This is a genomic window from Aminobacter sp. P4_D5, assembly GCF_056401815.1.
In genome coordinates this window covers 1-15,179 of record NZ_JBFUIP010000068.1, presented here as the reverse complement: position 1 = coordinate 15,179, position 15,179 = coordinate 1, and the positions used below count along the sequence as shown (strand labels likewise).

12 protein-coding genes are annotated in these 15,179 nt (G+C 59.3%); 5 read left to right on the top strand and 7 right to left on the bottom strand.

The window, feature by feature from the left end; translation table 11 throughout:
- Positions 1–27 precede the first annotated feature (27 nt).
- Genes AC1DWF_RS16305 through AC1DWF_RS16295 form a run of 3 tightly spaced genes read right to left on the bottom strand, consistent with a single transcriptional unit; the run spans position 28 to position 2,925 of the window.
- The gene (locus AC1DWF_RS16305) at positions 28–1,137 is read right to left on the bottom strand and encodes a NeuD/PglB/VioB family sugar acetyltransferase (protein WP_476782823.1); all 1,110 of its coding nucleotides are present in this window, start codon (positions 1,135–1,137) and stop codon (positions 28–30) included.
- A gap of 6 nt (positions 1,138–1,143) precedes the next feature.
- A complete protein-coding gene (locus AC1DWF_RS16300; protein ID WP_476782824.1) occupies positions 1,144–2,076 on the bottom strand; it encodes an alpha-ketoacid dehydrogenase subunit beta in 933 nt (310 codons plus the stop codon).
- Positions 2,077–2,079: 3 nt separating this feature from the next.
- The gene (locus AC1DWF_RS16295; protein WP_476804218.1) at positions 2,080–2,925 is read right to left on the bottom strand and encodes a thiamine pyrophosphate-dependent dehydrogenase E1 component subunit alpha; all 846 of its coding nucleotides are present in this window, start codon (positions 2,923–2,925) and stop codon (positions 2,080–2,082) included.
- 270 nt (positions 2,926–3,195) lie between these two features.
- On the opposite strand from AC1DWF_RS16295, the gene AC1DWF_RS16290 reads away from it, so the two are divergent.
- Positions 3,196–4,122 carry a sulfotransferase family protein gene (locus AC1DWF_RS16290; RefSeq protein WP_476788974.1) on the top strand — a complete coding sequence of 309 codons (927 nt, stop codon included), beginning with the start codon at positions 3,196–3,198 and terminating at the stop codon, positions 4,120–4,122.
- A 93-nt stretch (positions 4,123–4,215) separates the two neighbouring features.
- Here AC1DWF_RS16290 and AC1DWF_RS16285 read toward each other — a convergent pair whose 3' ends face one another.
- Positions 4,216–6,141, bottom strand: a complete 1,926-nt coding sequence (locus AC1DWF_RS16285) for a GumC family protein (RefSeq protein ID WP_476804219.1) — start codon at positions 6,139–6,141, stop codon at positions 4,216–4,218.
- 460 nt (positions 6,142–6,601) lie between these two features.
- Here AC1DWF_RS16285 and AC1DWF_RS16280 point away from each other — a divergent pair, with 460 nt between their 5' ends.
- A complete protein-coding gene (locus AC1DWF_RS16280; protein WP_476786448.1) occupies positions 6,602–8,056 on the top strand; it encodes a pectate lyase in 1,455 nt (484 codons plus the stop codon).
- 359 nt (positions 8,057–8,415) lie between these two features.
- On the top strand, positions 8,416–8,550 hold the full coding sequence (locus tag AC1DWF_RS16275; RefSeq protein ID WP_476788976.1) for an entericidin EcnAB: 135 nt from the start codon (positions 8,416–8,418) through the stop codon (positions 8,548–8,550).
- A gap of 456 nt (positions 8,551–9,006) precedes the next feature.
- Here the strand turns inward: AC1DWF_RS16275 and AC1DWF_RS16270 are convergent, their stop codons facing one another.
- Complete coding sequence (locus AC1DWF_RS16270; RefSeq protein ID WP_476786784.1) at positions 9,007–9,579, bottom strand: TetR/AcrR family transcriptional regulator; 573 nt, start codon at positions 9,577–9,579, stop codon at positions 9,007–9,009.
- Between the two features lie 215 nt (positions 9,580–9,794).
- Between AC1DWF_RS16270 and AC1DWF_RS16265 the strand changes: the two genes are divergently transcribed.
- Positions 9,795–12,935 (top strand): efflux RND transporter permease subunit, encoded by a 3,141-nt coding sequence (locus AC1DWF_RS16265; protein ID WP_476788977.1) that lies wholly within the window; start codon positions 9,795–9,797, stop codon positions 12,933–12,935.
- Positions 12,936–12,950: 15 nt separating this feature from the next.
- Complete coding sequence (locus AC1DWF_RS16260; protein WP_476785717.1) at positions 12,951–14,099, top strand: efflux RND transporter periplasmic adaptor subunit; 1,149 nt, start codon at positions 12,951–12,953, stop codon at positions 14,097–14,099.
- Between the two features lie 201 nt (positions 14,100–14,300).
- Here the strand turns inward: AC1DWF_RS16260 and AC1DWF_RS16255 are convergent, their stop codons facing one another.
- Both AC1DWF_RS16255 and AC1DWF_RS16250 read right to left on the bottom strand, forming a co-directional pair.
- The gene (locus tag AC1DWF_RS16255; protein ID WP_476785716.1) at positions 14,301–14,537 is read right to left on the bottom strand and encodes a hypothetical protein; all 237 of its coding nucleotides are present in this window, start codon (positions 14,535–14,537) and stop codon (positions 14,301–14,303) included.
- Positions 14,538–14,643: 106 nt separating this feature from the next.
- Positions 14,644–15,120, bottom strand: a complete 477-nt coding sequence (locus AC1DWF_RS16250) for a BA14K family protein (RefSeq protein ID WP_476785715.1) — start codon at positions 15,118–15,120, stop codon at positions 14,644–14,646.
- Between the last annotated feature and the right edge of the window lie 59 nt (positions 15,121–15,179).

Below are 15,179 nucleotides of genomic sequence, written 5' to 3'. Positions count from 1 at the left end.
GATGGGGCGCGCCAGCGCACATGGAACTCAGAGCGAGCTTGGCTGGCGCTTCTGTCGCCGTCCGTGGGCATCGACAAGGGTATTGTCAGCTACGTCGCTGGCAACGGCCGAGCCATTGTGGATCAGGACATTTTTACCGATCTTTACGCCCAATAGCACGGTCGCGCCCATGCCCACGACCGTCATGGAACCAACGCTGACACCGCCCGCAAGGATAGCGCCCGGTGTTAAATGCACGTGGTCGTCCACGATGCTGTCGTGGCAGACGATGCTGCCCTGGTTGACGATGACGTTGCCTCCGATCGTGCACCGCGGCCCGATCGTAGCGCCCGCGAGAATATGGCAGCCGCGCCCGATATGCGTTCCGATCGATATCACCGCTGAGGGATGAACCACCGGCGGTAACATGAAGCCCATCGTGGTGGCGCGCTCGAACATCATGCGCCTGGTCTCGTTCGACTCTGAGCCGCCAATTCCGATGAAGGCATAAAGTGTGCCCGCCGAAAACAAGGGCTCCAGTAGGTCTTCCTTGCCAACAACCGAAATTCCACCGCAGACGGAATGGCCAACCGGCAGTGCCTGATCGATGCAGCCGACGATGTCGTATCCAGAGTTGCTGAGCGCATCGATCAGGCAGGCTGCGTGCCCGCCGCCGCCTATGATCAAGGCGCGCCGCATATCGCGCGAGCAATCGGGCGCTTGGCGCGGTGCGGGACTTGGACGACCCATTCCGATTGCGGCTGCGCGCACTTCCGCCTCGCCGATACGGCCGTTGGCGGGGCTGACATGGGCAAGATCGATGCCGATCTCGTCCGCGACCTTGCGCGCTTTGGCCGTTATCGTGATCTCCTTGGTCTCTAACTTTATGACTTCAGGATCTGTTGCTTCCACGTCCTCGGTCGCATCAACGATCTGGCACAAGACAGTGCCGACTTCGACAAACGCGCCGACCTGGACTTGGAGCCTACCTATCATACCGGCCTGTGGCGCCTCGACTTCGATGGCAGCCTTGGTGGTTTCGAGAACGAGCAAGATGTCGCCTTGCTCAACTCGCTGCCCCTCGACAACCTTGATATCGATGACTTGGAGATGATCCTCGTTGGCGTTAACGCGGGGAGTTTCGATGGACAGGTTCATGGGCCGTCAGTCTTTCTCAAACAATTCAAGGCAAGCTGCACGGATGGCGGCCGATCCGGGCAGAACATCGTTCTCCCATTCCCGGCTGGACGGGATCGGATGATCGGGGCCCGTCAGGGCTCTGAAATGCTTGATATGGCCAATCAGGCTATGCGCGCATTCCGACCCGAAGCCCCAGCCTGGCGAGTCTTCTTCAACGGTCACCACGCATGCGCAACCGCGAACAGCGTTTCGCACTGCCTGTTCGGGAAATGGAGAGAGCTGCTCGACCGCGACGACCTTTGCCACGATTTCGTCTTCCTCGGCGAGACGGTGTGCTGCAGCTACGGCCTGTTCCAGGCAGCCGCCGTAAGTGATGATCGCCACGTCGGGATTGAGCGGGCTCGGCAGCGCTGCCGCGCCATGCACGGGCCTTGCATACATCACCTTGTTTTCAATGATCAGATGCGGTGACCGTGCGGAAAATGCACGATGCAGCAGTGCCGCCGGATCGGCGTACTCGTGCACGGCAAGGACCGTCAGGCCGGGAACACCACAAAAGTGCTTTTCGAGGCTCTGCGAATGCGTTGGGCCATAACCGCGCCTTCCGCCCATGGGAGCGCGCACGATCAAAGGCACCTCGACCTGATCGTTGTACATCCACGGGAATTTCGCTGCGTGGTTGATCAACTGATCAGCAGCAAGTGCCATGAAATCTCCGAACATCAGTTCGGCAATGGCAGGCTTTCCCTTGAGCGCCAGTCCGACAGCCACGCCCACCAGACCTGCCTCGCTGATGGGCGTGGTCCAGACGCGATCCGGATAGGCTGATGACAGCCCCTTTGTGGCTTTGAACGCGCCGCCGTAGGGATCGATGATGTCCTCCCCCAGGATAATCAGGTTGGGGTCGGCACTCATCAGGTCGTGAAGCGCGCGATTGATCGACTCGACGACACGCATGGACTAGGCCCGCGCCAAATCAGCCGAGGATGCCTGCTTCACCGCATCGTCGACAGCGGCCCGGCAGAACGCGTCAATTTCTTCGAAGTTGGGAACGCGGCGACGCATGGGGGGGATCGGATCGCGCGCTTTCGCTTGCTCGATACGCTCGGCTGGGCGCGTATCGTCGCCCTTGCTGTGGGGGCCGATCCGCTCGGTGCGGAGATAAAGCCAGGCGGGGCGGGAGCCCTTGCGGACATATTCGACGGCTTTCATGGCAAGCGCATGGATCTCGATCGGGTCGCTGCCATCGTAAGCGAAGCTCCGCACGCCGAATGGTTCGGCGCGGCCGACAATCGACCCGGCGACGGCAAGGTGTTTCGGCGTGGTTTGAGCGATCTCATTGTCCTCGACGACAAAAAGCACAGGTGCGCCGAACACCGAAGCAAGGTTGAGGCTTTCGTAGACAATGCCTTCGCCCATCGTGCCGTCGCCAAGAAATACCACGGCAATCGCACCGTCTTCCTTCATGGCCAATGCGCTTCCGACTGCAACTGGCGCTATGCCGCCCTGGATGCCGTTGGAGTGGAAATTGCGAAAACACAGATGCTGGCTGCCGCCGCGCCCGCCGCAAACACCGCTCACGCGCCCCATGATCTCGGCGATCAGCCCTTCAATCTCACCCGAATAGGCGATGAAATGGCCGTGGCAGCGATGGTTGCTCCAGACGACGTCGCGGTCCCGGTCGAGCGCATTCAGCACCCCCACCGCATTGGCCTCCTGGCCCTTCGACGTGTGCGTGGTGCCAAACAACAGCCCCTGTGAGAAAAGCTCGAGCAGGCGCTCCTCGACGAGGCGAATGAGCATCATCTGCTGATAAAATCGCGCTGGACGCGGCAAATGGAGGCCGAGCAACACCTGCATCGCATCTGCGGTGGATTGCACAGGTCGAGCGTTCAGTCGGTTGAACGATGCCATGACATTAACCCCACGCGTCCAGATCCTGAAAAATGCTAAAGGCCAAATCACAGGCTTCGTCTGCCGATAGCAAGTCAGGAAAATCCGGTGTCGTCCGGAATTGAATGCTGCACGCGAAGTCGGGTAGGATGCCTAGCCTAAGCCTAGGGGCAGGGGGCGCGTATGCCGGCGACGCAACCAGTTCGCGTTGTCTATGTCGCAGGTTACGGGCGCAGTGGGACGACTGTGCTTGATATCGCCTTGGGACAGCATCCCCAGGTGCTCGGCGGGGGAGAAGTTACGGCGCTGACGCGGCAAGTCTGGCGAAAGAACGAATACTGCGCGTGCGGCCAGCCGGTCCATGACTGCACCTTCTGGGGTCCGGCCTTGCGACAATGGTGCGAAGGTCAGCGCGTGTCGCTGATGCCCCAGTATCAAGAGTGCCAACGAAAAATCGAGGGATTGTTCGGGCACGCGAAATTGTCGTCTGGACTTGGAAATCGAAAGCAGTTTGAATTCTACGCTCATCACACCGGGCGCCTTTTCGAGGCGATGTTGTCGCAATCCAACAAAAAGGTGATCGTCGATTCCTCGAAGCTGCCGGGAAGGGCGATGGCGCTGGCCCTTGTTCCGACGATAGACTTACGGGTCATTCATGTGGTGCGTGATGGGCGTGGTGTGGCCTGGTCGCTGGCCAAAGCCTACGAGCGTGACGTTAAAGGAGGGCTGCAACGCGAGATCAAACCAAAATCCATATCCCGGACAGCGCTACGCTGGAGCATCGTCAATCTCGAAACGGAATACCTTGCGCGCAAGCTTGGCTCGCAAAAGGTCATGCGCTTGCGATACGAGGATTTCGTATCGAATCCAGCCGATGCGATGCAGACAATAGGTGCATTTGCAGGGCTCGACTTCAGCAAAGTCGGCGAAAATCTGCAACGTCGCGAGACTGTTCACCCAGGCCACCAGATCGCAGGAAATCGTTTGCGCATGAACGCTTCGTTCTCGCTTGCCATGGATGAGGCGTGGCGATCCATGATGCCGGTTGGTCAGCAGGCCTCGTTCCGCCGGCTAGGTGGCTGGATGCTTAGACATTACGGCTACCTTTGAGCTCTCGTCGCAAGCAGGGGAGCCTTGGGTCACATGCCGCAAAATAACTTCATTCGTTTCGGCACCTCGTGGCTGCGGACACGAGTTTACCACTCAAAGCCGACCCTCTAGCTGACCGCCATTGTGAGATGGCCTGCGGCCAGGGGTTCTTCCGTTGGTGGCGCGAACCTGGTCGACATTGCTGATGGGGATGAGTTTGGCAGGCATGACAAATCCTCCATATCCGCGGCGGACATGCATGCCTACATTGACCTGGTCGATCACCGTGCCAATGAGCGCTGCGCGGTTCATCCTAAGCTGCGAAGCGGCCTCGACCAGCTGGTTTTCGGTTGTCTTGCCCCAGGTAATCGTCAGGATCACCCCGTCGACAAAAGGCGCCAGCCAGTTTGCATCCCCTGCCGATAGGACCGGAGGCGCGTGGAGCACTATGAATTCGTATCCGTTTTTCTCGATGGTCGAAAGAAGGTCGAGGAGCCGGTTGGAGTTCAACGGCACGTTTGGATCGCACAAGGCGTGGGTTGCCTCAATGAAGCTCATTCCAGGCGAGACTAGATCATTCTGCAGGACCTCTGCTAGCAAGATCTGGCGTTCCGTCGTCGCTTGGTAGGCGCGCCCCCGCTCTCGAACATCGAAGTCTACGAACATTGTCGGACGGCCGTCCGCTGCGGCGGCCATCGCAATCCCCCACGCGGTGGAAGTGCTCGCCCCTCGATGCAGGCAAGGGGTTACCAGGACAACGCGATGTGGTGTGCCCATGTCGGTCGAGCGGCAGGCCATGTAGATGGCTCGGTCAGCTTCGGTGCAAGTCAAATGGTGCCCAGCGATCGACAATGGCGTCGCCGATAACCGGTTTCTTGGAATCTCCGGCAGATAGCCGAGATTGGGAATCTGCAAGAGCCGCGACGACTGCTCGCCGCTTCGGATTCGTGTGTCCGTTGCTTCAAGCATAAGAGCCAGCAAAAAGGCCAGCAGGGTTGAGCCTGCAAACGCTGCCGGAATGATAATGCTCGGGATGGGAAACGACGGCGACGTTGGAACTTCTGCCTGCGACACAATTCGCGCGCTTGGCTTCAGGGACTCAGCCTCAAGATCCACCAATATACGCTCGACCTCGTCGCTTGTCATTTTACGAACGGTCGCGATCTGCTCGTTCTTGTTAATGACCTTCGGATGATTTTCACCAAGATTCGCTACGAACTCCGCTCGCTCTTGCTCAAGCCGCGCCTCTTCAGACCGAAGGGTTTGCAGGAGGGGTTGCGCTATGCTTTGTCGGAGGAAACTTACCGCACCGCCAGTCGTCAATGCACGTTCTTTGTCCGCAACCCGCTCGTCCTGCTTTAACTCGAGCGAGGATTCGACGTACATCATCGCAATTGTATTTGCGATCAATTCAGCAAGATTTGGATTTCGATTAGAGACGGTGATCCTGACGGCGAGACTCTCGCCGTTGCGTGTCACATCGTATTGAGACAATAATGTCGAAATCGCGCGATCACGCTGAATTGACAAAGCTGGAGGTTCGACCGAGGGAACAGTCGGCCGAAAAGTTCCGGCGATTTGCTTTAGACTGGCAAGAATTCCATCAGTGTTTTTCGGTTCGTCTTTGTTGCGGGCATACGGGTTGAAGCCCGGATCGATGACAAGGTCCAGCTTGTCCACGATGCGGCCGGCGAACTGTCGCGATTGCAGAACGTCCATTTCGGTTTCCGCAGCCGAACGGTCACGGTCAAGCGACTGCAGGGATGCATCGGTAGCGAACGGACGGACGTCCTTCCTTTCCAAGACTACTCCCGAGGTGGCAGTATACGTCTTCGGAAGTGTAAGCGCTGCAATTGTCGCCAGCAAAGTGCAGCCCAAAACGACCGTGGTGATCGTCCAGATGCGCCGTTTGGCCAAGCCCCACACGTCCAGCAGGCCTAATGTATGGTTGGCGTGATTAAAGACAAAAGACGTATTTTTTCGGCGCTGCAGGTCGGCAGTGAGATCACCGTTGAGAGCGTCTGAAGCCGATGTGATCATGAGTCACTAGGACATCGAGAAGGCCTATGTTCCGCTACGGCATTCTAGTGGTACATTCGGTTTGGCGCAATAATGAGAGTGGCAATTATCTCCGGACGGCCGCTCTCGACGGCGACGCGGTGCGGCTCGGCGTTCAATGGCTTCTCAAGCTGACGGCGAGGCGAGCCGAAATCGGGCGGACAAGGCTGATGTCGCGCATAGACTAAGCTCAATGCACATTTGGGAGCAATGTGGCAATATTTGCACACCGGCAAATCGAACGGTTGAGTGGCAAGTGTGAACTCTGCGCCATGTTCGCTCACCGAACAGGCGAACTAGAGCTGCAAACCGGTTCCTCGCACTGCGGTGATGGGATTCCGAAAGAGACTTAGAAAGATCCAGTAATCCACATCCTCGCGGCCGCGGTGCGCGCGAGGTACGACATGACGGCCATGTCTCAAATTCCTGAAAAGGAAGGCGCATGAAAACAATCTTCGAAGTGGATGTTCCGGCCTTTTTTGAAAGAATTGCTCTCGGCTGCTTAATTGCGGTTGGATTGATCGGCCAAGGAGCGATGGCGCCGGGTGAAGCCGCCGCCCAGCATCTGACGACGCCGCTTTCGCCGAAGCTTCCAGATGGAAGGCAGCGCGCATTTCCCACCGCAGAAGGTTTTGGCGCCGGTGCGGTCGGCGGGCGAGGCGGCAAGGTATTATTCGTTGTCAACGCGAGCGAATTTGGCCCAGGTTCGTTGCGTGACTGCATTGAGGCATCGGGGCCGCGAACTTGTATTTTTCGAACTGCCGGAACTATTGTTCTCGACGTCGCGTCGCTGGTTGTCCGGAACCCGTTCCTGACCATCGCGGGTGAAACGGCTCCGGGGGGCGGAATCGCCATACGCAACGGCGACGAGCAAATTCGCCCCTCGATCGAAATTCAAACTCACGACGTGATCATTCGGCATATCCGGCTCCGCCCTGGTCCTCATGCGATCGAGGCTTGCTGTTCGGGGGCGTTGGGAATGTATACTGAGGCAGCGAAAGACATCATGCTGGACCACATATCGGCCAGCTGGGGGTCCGACGAGACAATCGATTCCGAAGGAGCAAGTGATTTTACCTGGCAGTGGGGGATCACGAGCGAGCCTTTATTGTACGGCGGGCCCGGCAAGAAGAACCGCGCTCGCAACATGTTGTTCACCAAGGGCGGGAACATCTCGGTGCACCACTCGCTTTTTGCCTTGGGCAAGTTTCGAAATCCCCAGATAAAAACCAGTGACCCAGATGGGATCACAAGCATCGTGAACAACGTTTTTTATTCGCCAAAATGGGAATATGTGGTGACTTTCGGCGACGAATGGTCGGCCATCCGTGCCAACGTTGTCGGCAACTACAAGATTGCAGGTGATAAAGACGTCGATGACCACATGATTCATCTATTTGAAGAAAGCGGGATGGGACACGCGATTTACGTCAACGACAATTACGACGAAACTTACCGAACCGACGCCGCCCAGGAAGAAAAGTTGGTCGTTGCCGAAGATCAAAGGCATTTTGTTGTGGCGGAGCCTTTTGACGCCCCGGCAATCCGCACATCCACGCCGCAGCAAGCCTACGAACAGGTGTTGGAGAATGCTGGCGCGAATAAACCTGAGCGGGATATGGTCGACAAGCGCGTCATCGAGGTGGTTGAAGAACGCCGGGGAAAACTGCTCAGAACCGATCCGACGCAAGTCGGCGGATGGCCGGACTTGGCTGGGGGAACGCCCTATCTGGATTCTGACAAAGACGGACTTTCCGATGACTGGGAAGTAAAGAACGGCCTTGATCCAGCGAACCCGAAGGACGGCCAATACGACCTGGATGGAGATGGCTGGACGAACCTCGAGGAATTTCTTCAATTTATGGCGGGCGATGACGCGGCCACCGAGAGAAAGTGAAGGAGTCAAGGGTCCGGCAGGTGGCGCTCGTCGTCGACCTCACCGGACCGGGGAGATGAGGGGCGCACCGCCCACCAGACTGCGATGCCTCGCCGATTACGGTTGAACGGTTTTTACATACGGCCAGAAGGCCACCAGCGAGCATCGGGCGAGATTCAGTAGGCCGGACCTTATCAAGGCATTACTTGTCGCCAAGCCCAGGACGTGCCCAATCGCTCCAGTAATAAGAGCTTGCCATATCTTTTACGGCAGGCCCTTACTCTCATTTGAACCGTGATTTGTTTTGGCGGGGAGAGTGTGGAACCAGATTGGCCTGTATTCGTTCCTGATGGGCAAATTAAATGAGGGAGACGTCGTCCATGATGAGATCGCGCTTTGTACCTATCGTCGCCATCGCCTGCATGTTTGCACTGTCGGCCTGCGCCAATACGGTTAGAGGTGCCGGAAAGGACGTCAACAATACGGTAGACGCTGTCGAAGACACCGTCCGATAGGAAGGTAAGCACTTATCCTCAGATCAAGGGCCGGCTCGACGAACAAGCGCGCCGTCTCGAGTCCACAGCGGACGGCCCCTCGTTCGATACCTTCGTCACGCGCGAACGAGCAGCGTCGCCATCAAATGGCGGACGCTCGGTATTAGGTTGGGAGAGACTACCCGCGCCAGCCGCCCAGCCGTGAACCAAGAAATAACGGTGCTCTGAGTCTCATCGAGCCCAGTCACGATGGCCTCAATGGGGGTGAAAAGTCGATCATCGCAGATGACGGCATAGCGCCCCGAACAGGACGTTCAGGCAAACTTTGCCTTCGCGCAAAAGCGGACGTTAAGGCCGAGACCGGTGAATGGCCGCTTCGCGTCCCTTGGATCGTTTACATCAGGTCCCTGGAGCGTGATGCGAGGGTCGCGTTACCAAGCGGGAGGCTGGCGGCTCGGGGATAACGCCGCTGCCATGCTACGCCAAAAAATCGCCGACGATCATATCCGCAACCTTCACGAAGCGCGTTGCGGCTCCACCAGGCCCGGCGCTGCGCCAGTTCGTCCGCGCGCCCTCGACCAGAAGCGTCAACGCATCGACCAGCAGTTCGGCGTCGGCGGCGCCGGCAGTACTGCAGAGCTCGATCAATCGCACCCGGTAAAGGCTGCGAAGGTCCTCGACGAACTGCCGCGCGGGATGGTCGATCTCGACCAGTTGGGCTGCGGCATCGAGAAGCTCGCAATTGCAATGTTCGACGGTGACGAATTCGCCGGCGCGGCGGACCCAGTCGCTCAGTTGCGCCTTGGGATCACCGGGATTGGCGGCCTTGATCCCCTCCCAGAAGGCTTCAGCTTCGGCTGCAGCCTCCTGCAGGCAGACAAACACCAAGTCGTCCTTCGAGCCGAAGTGGCGGTAGAGCGTCATCTTGTTGCTGTTTGCGGCCTCGGCGATGGCATCGACACCAATGCCCTTGATGCCATGCTTTCTGAACAGGTCACGCGCAGCGTCGATGATCCGTTCCCGTGGTGGACATTTGACAGCAGCTGTCATCAACGTTTCCTCGCTTCCAATCTTGTCGCTGGAACGCCCTTGACAATGTTACCGATCCGTAACATTTATCCTGTTACTAGATAGTAACATCCACCTTCGCAAGTCAATATCGGGTTGTTCAAGAGCAGCGCACGGTTCCGTGTGCTGCAACGGTTTTTCGTTGCCGTCCCCAAGGCAGCCATCGACCATCACGAGCCGCCTCGGAGAGAGCCATCATGGTCAACTTCTTCATCCTACGGCCGATCTTCGCCTCGGCGATCGCGATCATCATGGTGCTGGCAGGCGCCATCTCCTACTTCCTTCTGCCCGTCGCGCAGTTTCCCGACATCACCCCGCCCCAGATCGTCGTCGCCGCCAACTATCCCGGCGCCAGCGCGCAGGTCGTGGCCGATACCGTGACGACCCCGCTGGAGCAACAGCTGAACGGCGTGCCCGGGATGCTCTACATGTCCTCGACGAGCTCGAACGACGGGTCGGCGCGCATCATCATCTCGTTCCAGGTCGGTTATGATGTCGACATCGCCGCCATGGACGTCCAGAACCGCGTCTCGCAGGCAGCCCCCTCCCTGCCCGCCCTGGTCAACCAGGCCGGCGTTACCGTCATCAAGCAGAACCCGAACTTCAACGTGCTGGTCAATCTCAGCTCGCCTGACAAGTCGGTCGATTTCACCACGCTGTCGAACTACGCCTATCTGCAGATCCTCGACCCGATCAAGCGACTGCCCGGCGTCGGCGACGTCCAGTTCTTCGGCGAGCGCCGCTATTCCATGCGCGTCTGGCTCGACCCCGACAAGATGGCGAGTCTCGGCGTCACCGCCGTCGATGTACAGAACGTCATCCAGGAGCAGAACATCCAGGTCGCGGCCGGCAAGATCGGCCAGTCGCCGGCTCCATCCGGAACGCCGTTCGAGATGCAGGTGAGTGCTATCGGTCGCCTGAGCGACCCGCAGCAGTTCGGCGAGATCATCCTTCGCGTCGATCCTGAAACCCACGCCGCAATTCATCTGCGCGACGTGGCGCGTATCGAACTCGGCGCTCTGTCCTACTCGTCGTCCTTCAGCCTCGACGGCGAGGACAGCGTCGTGCTCGCGGTTCTTCAGGCCCCGGGCTCCAACGCGCTCGACCTGCAGAGCAGTGTCAAGGCCAAGATGGACGAGCTGTCGAAGCGCTTCCCGTCCGGCATGTCCTACAACATGTTCTACGATACGACCCGCTTCGTTTCCGCTGCCATGGACGACGTGGTCAAGACGCTCGTCGAAGCGCTGCTGCTCGTCGTCTTTGTCGTCTTCATCTTCCTTCAGAGCTGGCGCGCCACCATCATCCCGATCATCGCGATACCGGTGTCGTTGATCGCCACTTTGACGGTGATGTATCTGCTCGGCTTCTCGCTGAACATGCTGTCGCTGCTCGGGATGGTGCTGGCCATCGGCCTGGTCGTCGACGACGCGATCGTTGTCGTCGAGAACGTCGAACGCCAGCTCGAAGACGGCCATCCGCCTCTGGAGGCGACAAAAATCGCGATGAAGGAAGTCACCGGCCCGATCATCGCGACGACAGGCGTATTGCTCGCCGTCTTCGTCCCCGTCGCTTTCATACCGGGCGTCGCCGGCCAGCTCTACAACCAGTTCGCGCTGACGGTTGCGATCTCCTTCGCCATCTCGGCCTTCAACTCGCTGACGCTCAGCCCGGCGTTGAGCGCCGTGTTCCTGCGCCATCGCGGCGCGCCGAAATTCATCCTGTTCCGCTGGTTCAATGCCGGGTTCCACTGGATGTCGAACGCCTATGCCGGCAGCATTCGCAGCTTCGTCCGATGGCGCTGGGCGTTCATCGGACTGTTCGGGCTGGCCCTGTACGCAACCTACGCATTGTCCCAGCGCATTCCCTCCACCTTCTTGCCCGTCGAAGACCAGGGCTACTTCTTCGTCGTCCTCCAATTGCCTGACGGTGCGTCGGTGGAACGCACGGCAGCCGTGGCGAAGAAGTCGGAGGAAATTCTCCGCGACCTGCCTGGCGTCGAATCCGTCGGCTCCGTCGTCGGCTTCTCCTTCCTCACCTTCGCCAACCAGTCCAATGCGGGCGTCCAGTTCGCAGTGCTCAAGCCGTGGGACGAGCGCGGCCCCGGCGAAAGCGCGACCGAGCTCAAGAACATTGCCCAGGGCAAGCTGATCCAGATTCCGGAAGCGCTGGTTCTCGCCTTCGACCCGCCCTCCATTCAGGGTCTCGGCGCGACGGGCGGCTTCGAGTTTCAGGTCGAGGACCTGACCGGCCGCGGTGCCGCGGCACTCGATGAGGCGACGCAGGCCCTGCTCACCGAGGCCCGCAAGCAGCCGGAGTTGAACCCGTTCACGCTGTTCACGACCTTCAGCACCTCGACCCCGCAATATTCCTACGACCTCGATCGCAACAAGGCGAAGCTGCTCGGCCTGAACCTGCCTGACATCTTCTCGACGCTGCAGATCTATCTCGGCTCGCTCTATGTCAACGACTTCAACCTGTTCGGCCGCACCTTTCGCGTCACCCTTCAGGCCGAACAGCAGGCGCGCGCCCAGGCCACCGACATTTCACGGCTCTATGTCCGCAGCAGTTCCGGAGACATGGTGCCGCTCAGCACGCTGGGCGCGCTGAAGGCAGTTTCTGGACCGGAAACGGTCACCCACTACAACAATTATCCCTCCGCTCTCATCAATGGTGCCGCAGCCGAAGGCTTCAGTTCGAGCCAGGCCGTCACCGCCATGGAGCGTGTCGCGGCAACCGCCTTGCCGCGGGATTTCTCCTTCGAATGGACCGGCATCACCTATCAGGAGATCCGGGCCGGCTCGATCGCAACCCTTGTCTTCGGCCTGGCGATCGTCTTCTGCTTCCTGGTTCTGGCCATGCAGTACGAAAGCTGGTCGATGCCCTTCGTCGTGCTGCTCGCCGTTCCGCTTGCCCTGCTCGGCGCATTGCTGGCGATCTGGGTGCGGGGCCTGCAGATCGACGTCTACTCGCAGATCGGTTTCGTCATGCTGATCGGCCTCGCCGCCAAGAATGCGATCCTGATCGTCGAGTTTGCCAAGCGTAGGCGTGAAGAAGGCATAGAGATCGTCGCTGCGGCCGTCGAAGCCGCGCGCCTCAGGCTGCGCCCGATCCTGATGACGGCCTTCGCCTTCATCCTGGGCGTCGTCCCGCTGATGCTGGCGTCAGGCGCCGGCGCGGCAAGCCGGCAATCGATCGGCACCACCGTCTTCGGCGGCATGCTGATCGCGACCGTGCTGACCCTCGCCTTCGTCCCGATCTTCTACGTCGTCCTCGAAACCTGGCGTGAACGTTTCGCGCGCCGCTCGTTGCCGTCCCAGGTGGTCGAGCCGGCCGAATAAATCAGGAGTATCCAGATGCGCATTTTCAAACTCGGTCTGAACGGCAGCCTTCTCGCACTGGCTGTGGCGGGCGGCTACCTCCTGGCTCAACATGGCTGGGGCGTCGGCAGCACGACTGCTGGTGCCGCACCATCGGCTGCGGCTCCCCAGGCAATGCCGGTGCCGGTGGTCGGCGTGGTGAAGAAGACAATTCCCATCTATCTCGAATATGCCGCGCGCACGGAAGCCATCCGCAATGTGACGCTGCGCGCCAAGGCGTCAGGCTATCTTCAGGAACAGCCGGTATCGGACGGCACCGACGTGAAGGCAGGCGACCTGCTCTACAGAATCGAGGCCTCGGACTATCAGGCCGCGCTCGATCAGGCCAAGGCGCAGATCGAGCGTGACCAGGCATCGCTCGAATACCTCAAGTCCAGTCTGAACCGCGGCAACAAGCTCGCCGACAACGGCTACCTGGCCAAGGACGGGTTCGACCAACGCCGGAGCGCGGTGCGACAGGCCGAAGCAGCACTCGCCATATCACGTTCGGCCTTGCGGACCGCCGAGATCAATCTGAAAAACACCGAGATCCGCGCCCCCTTCGCCGGTCGCCTCGGACGCAATCAGGCGCCGGAAGGCACGCTGGTCACCAGCTCCGCCGGCACGCCGCTGAACAATCTCGTCCAGCTCTCGCCGATCTACATCACCTTCAACCCGGGCGAGACCGAACTGGCCGAGATTCAGAAGGCCTTTGCCAACGGCACGGTGGAGACCGAGGTCATCATCCCCGGCAGCGATAGCAAGCCGCGTGAAGGCAAGCTGACCTTCATCGACAATGCCGTGGAGCGCAACACAGGCACGATTGCCGCCCGCGCAACGATCGGGAACCTCGACCTCTCACTGCTCCCAGGCCAATATGTTCGCATTCGCCTGCACATCAGGGAATTGCCGAACGCGCTGATGGTGCCGCAGACGGCGCTGGGCTCCAGTCAGTTTGGCAAATACGTCTACGTCGTGGGCAAGGACAATCTTGTCGAACAGCGCGTGGTCGCATTGGGCCCCACCGATGGCGATCTCGTGACGCTGACAAACGGCATCAAAGAGGGTGACAAGATCATCTCCGGCAACCTCCAGAAGATTTTCCCAGGGGCAGCAGTTCAACCGCTCGATGCTGGCGGCGGTTGATCATCCTGCATTTTTGCCTGACGAGCGCGCACGATATGCGGCAACCGTAGGGACGGACGGCTTCGCGCCTTCATGGCGGTCATTCCTGTGGTCGCATCGATTCACCAAAAGCCGACAAGTGCTAGCGGGCGGTTGGCCGCCGCTGGGCTGGCAGCCGCCATGATGACATTGTGGTGCCCTGGCCTTTGCCAAACATTGGGTTCAAAGGGTGGCGGCGCCCTTTTGTGGCTCTTTCGCCCCAAGCCGGTACAGGGCAAAGCGGACCTGACGCAAATCGTCTTCCCATCCGTCGCTGTTATTCATCGAACTTTCAGATGCGGCCCTTTGCAGAGCGCGCGCTTCGGATTCGATCTTTCGCAGCTCGACTATTTTTTCCTCTGTCGAAAGCAGGGCGTTTTCGTCAATTTCCTGCATCTTCAACGCATTGAACGTGGCCATGGTGACACCTCTAGGTTGGAATGCACTGCCGCTTCAGCGGACGACAAAATCGCCGCTCCGGGTTTCGCGGAGCGGCGGTGTGGGGTCTTGCCCACTGAATCAGTGATCAGCCGAATGGCGAGTTGCGCTGCCGGCGCTGGCCATAGTTCGGCTGAAACGTATTGTCGTATGCGCGGTATGAACGATAGTGATCATAGCACCACTCGACATGTGCGCTTCCGCCACCGTTGTTGCTGTTGTTGTTGTTGATGATTGTGCCGGTGATCAGTGCTCCTGCGACAAATGCCCCGGCAGGAAACCAAAAACCGTTGTATTCCTGATAGCCGCGGCGCTGGTACCGATAGCCCTTGTGGCCGTTGTAGTAGGCGGAATTGCCGCTCCTTCGAAAGTCACCGCCGTTCCAGTTGCCATTTTTGCGGTTATCCTTCTTGCGCCACTTCATCCCATCCTGCACCTGGATGATATCGGACTGAACGCTTGCGGTAGGCGGCAGGAAAGCCGGCGCAGCGTTCGCGGGAACGCTCGTGAGTGCAAAAGTGGCGGCCAGGCTGCCCGCGCATAGGCCTGAGAATAGCTTTTTCATTTTGTTGAATTTTCCTTAAGGGCGATGTCCCTTGGGGTGACAACGTCCCTCATCTGCAA

What these genes read in the sequence shown, in the direction of transcription:
- AC1DWF_RS16305 (WP_476782823.1), bottom strand. Translation starts at nt 1,137, where the DNA reads ATGAACCTGTCCATCGAAACTCCCCGCGTTAACGCCAACGAGGATCAT.
- AC1DWF_RS16300 (WP_476782824.1), bottom strand. Translation starts at nt 2,076, where the DNA reads ATGCGTGTCGTCGAGTCGATCAATCGCGCGCTTCACGACCTGATGAGT.
- AC1DWF_RS16295 (WP_476804218.1), bottom strand. Translation starts at nt 2,925, where the DNA reads ATGATGCTCATTCGCCTCGTCGAGGAGCGCCTGCTCGAGCTTTTCTCA.
- AC1DWF_RS16290 (WP_476788974.1), top strand. Translation starts at nt 3,196, where the DNA reads ATGCCGGCGACGCAACCAGTTCGCGTTGTCTATGTCGCAGGTTACGGG.
- AC1DWF_RS16285 (WP_476804219.1), bottom strand. Translation starts at nt 6,141, where the DNA reads ATGATCACATCGGCTTCAGACGCTCTCAACGGTGATCTCACTGCCGAC.
- AC1DWF_RS16280 (WP_476786448.1), top strand. Translation starts at nt 6,602, where the DNA reads ATGAAAACAATCTTCGAAGTGGATGTTCCGGCCTTTTTTGAAAGAATT.
- AC1DWF_RS16275 (WP_476788976.1), top strand. Translation starts at nt 8,416, where the DNA reads ATGATGAGATCGCGCTTTGTACCTATCGTCGCCATCGCCTGCATGTTT.
- AC1DWF_RS16270 (WP_476786784.1), bottom strand. Translation starts at nt 9,579, where the DNA reads ATGACAGCTGCTGTCAAATGTCCACCACGGGAACGGATCATCGACGCT.
- AC1DWF_RS16265 (WP_476788977.1), top strand. Translation starts at nt 9,795, where the DNA reads ATGGTCAACTTCTTCATCCTACGGCCGATCTTCGCCTCGGCGATCGCG.
- AC1DWF_RS16260 (WP_476785717.1), top strand. Translation starts at nt 12,951, where the DNA reads ATGCGCATTTTCAAACTCGGTCTGAACGGCAGCCTTCTCGCACTGGCT.
- AC1DWF_RS16255 (WP_476785716.1), bottom strand. Translation starts at nt 14,537, where the DNA reads ATGGCCACGTTCAATGCGTTGAAGATGCAGGAAATTGACGAAAACGCC.
- AC1DWF_RS16250 (WP_476785715.1), bottom strand. Translation starts at nt 15,120, where the DNA reads ATGAAAAAGCTATTCTCAGGCCTATGCGCGGGCAGCCTGGCCGCCACT.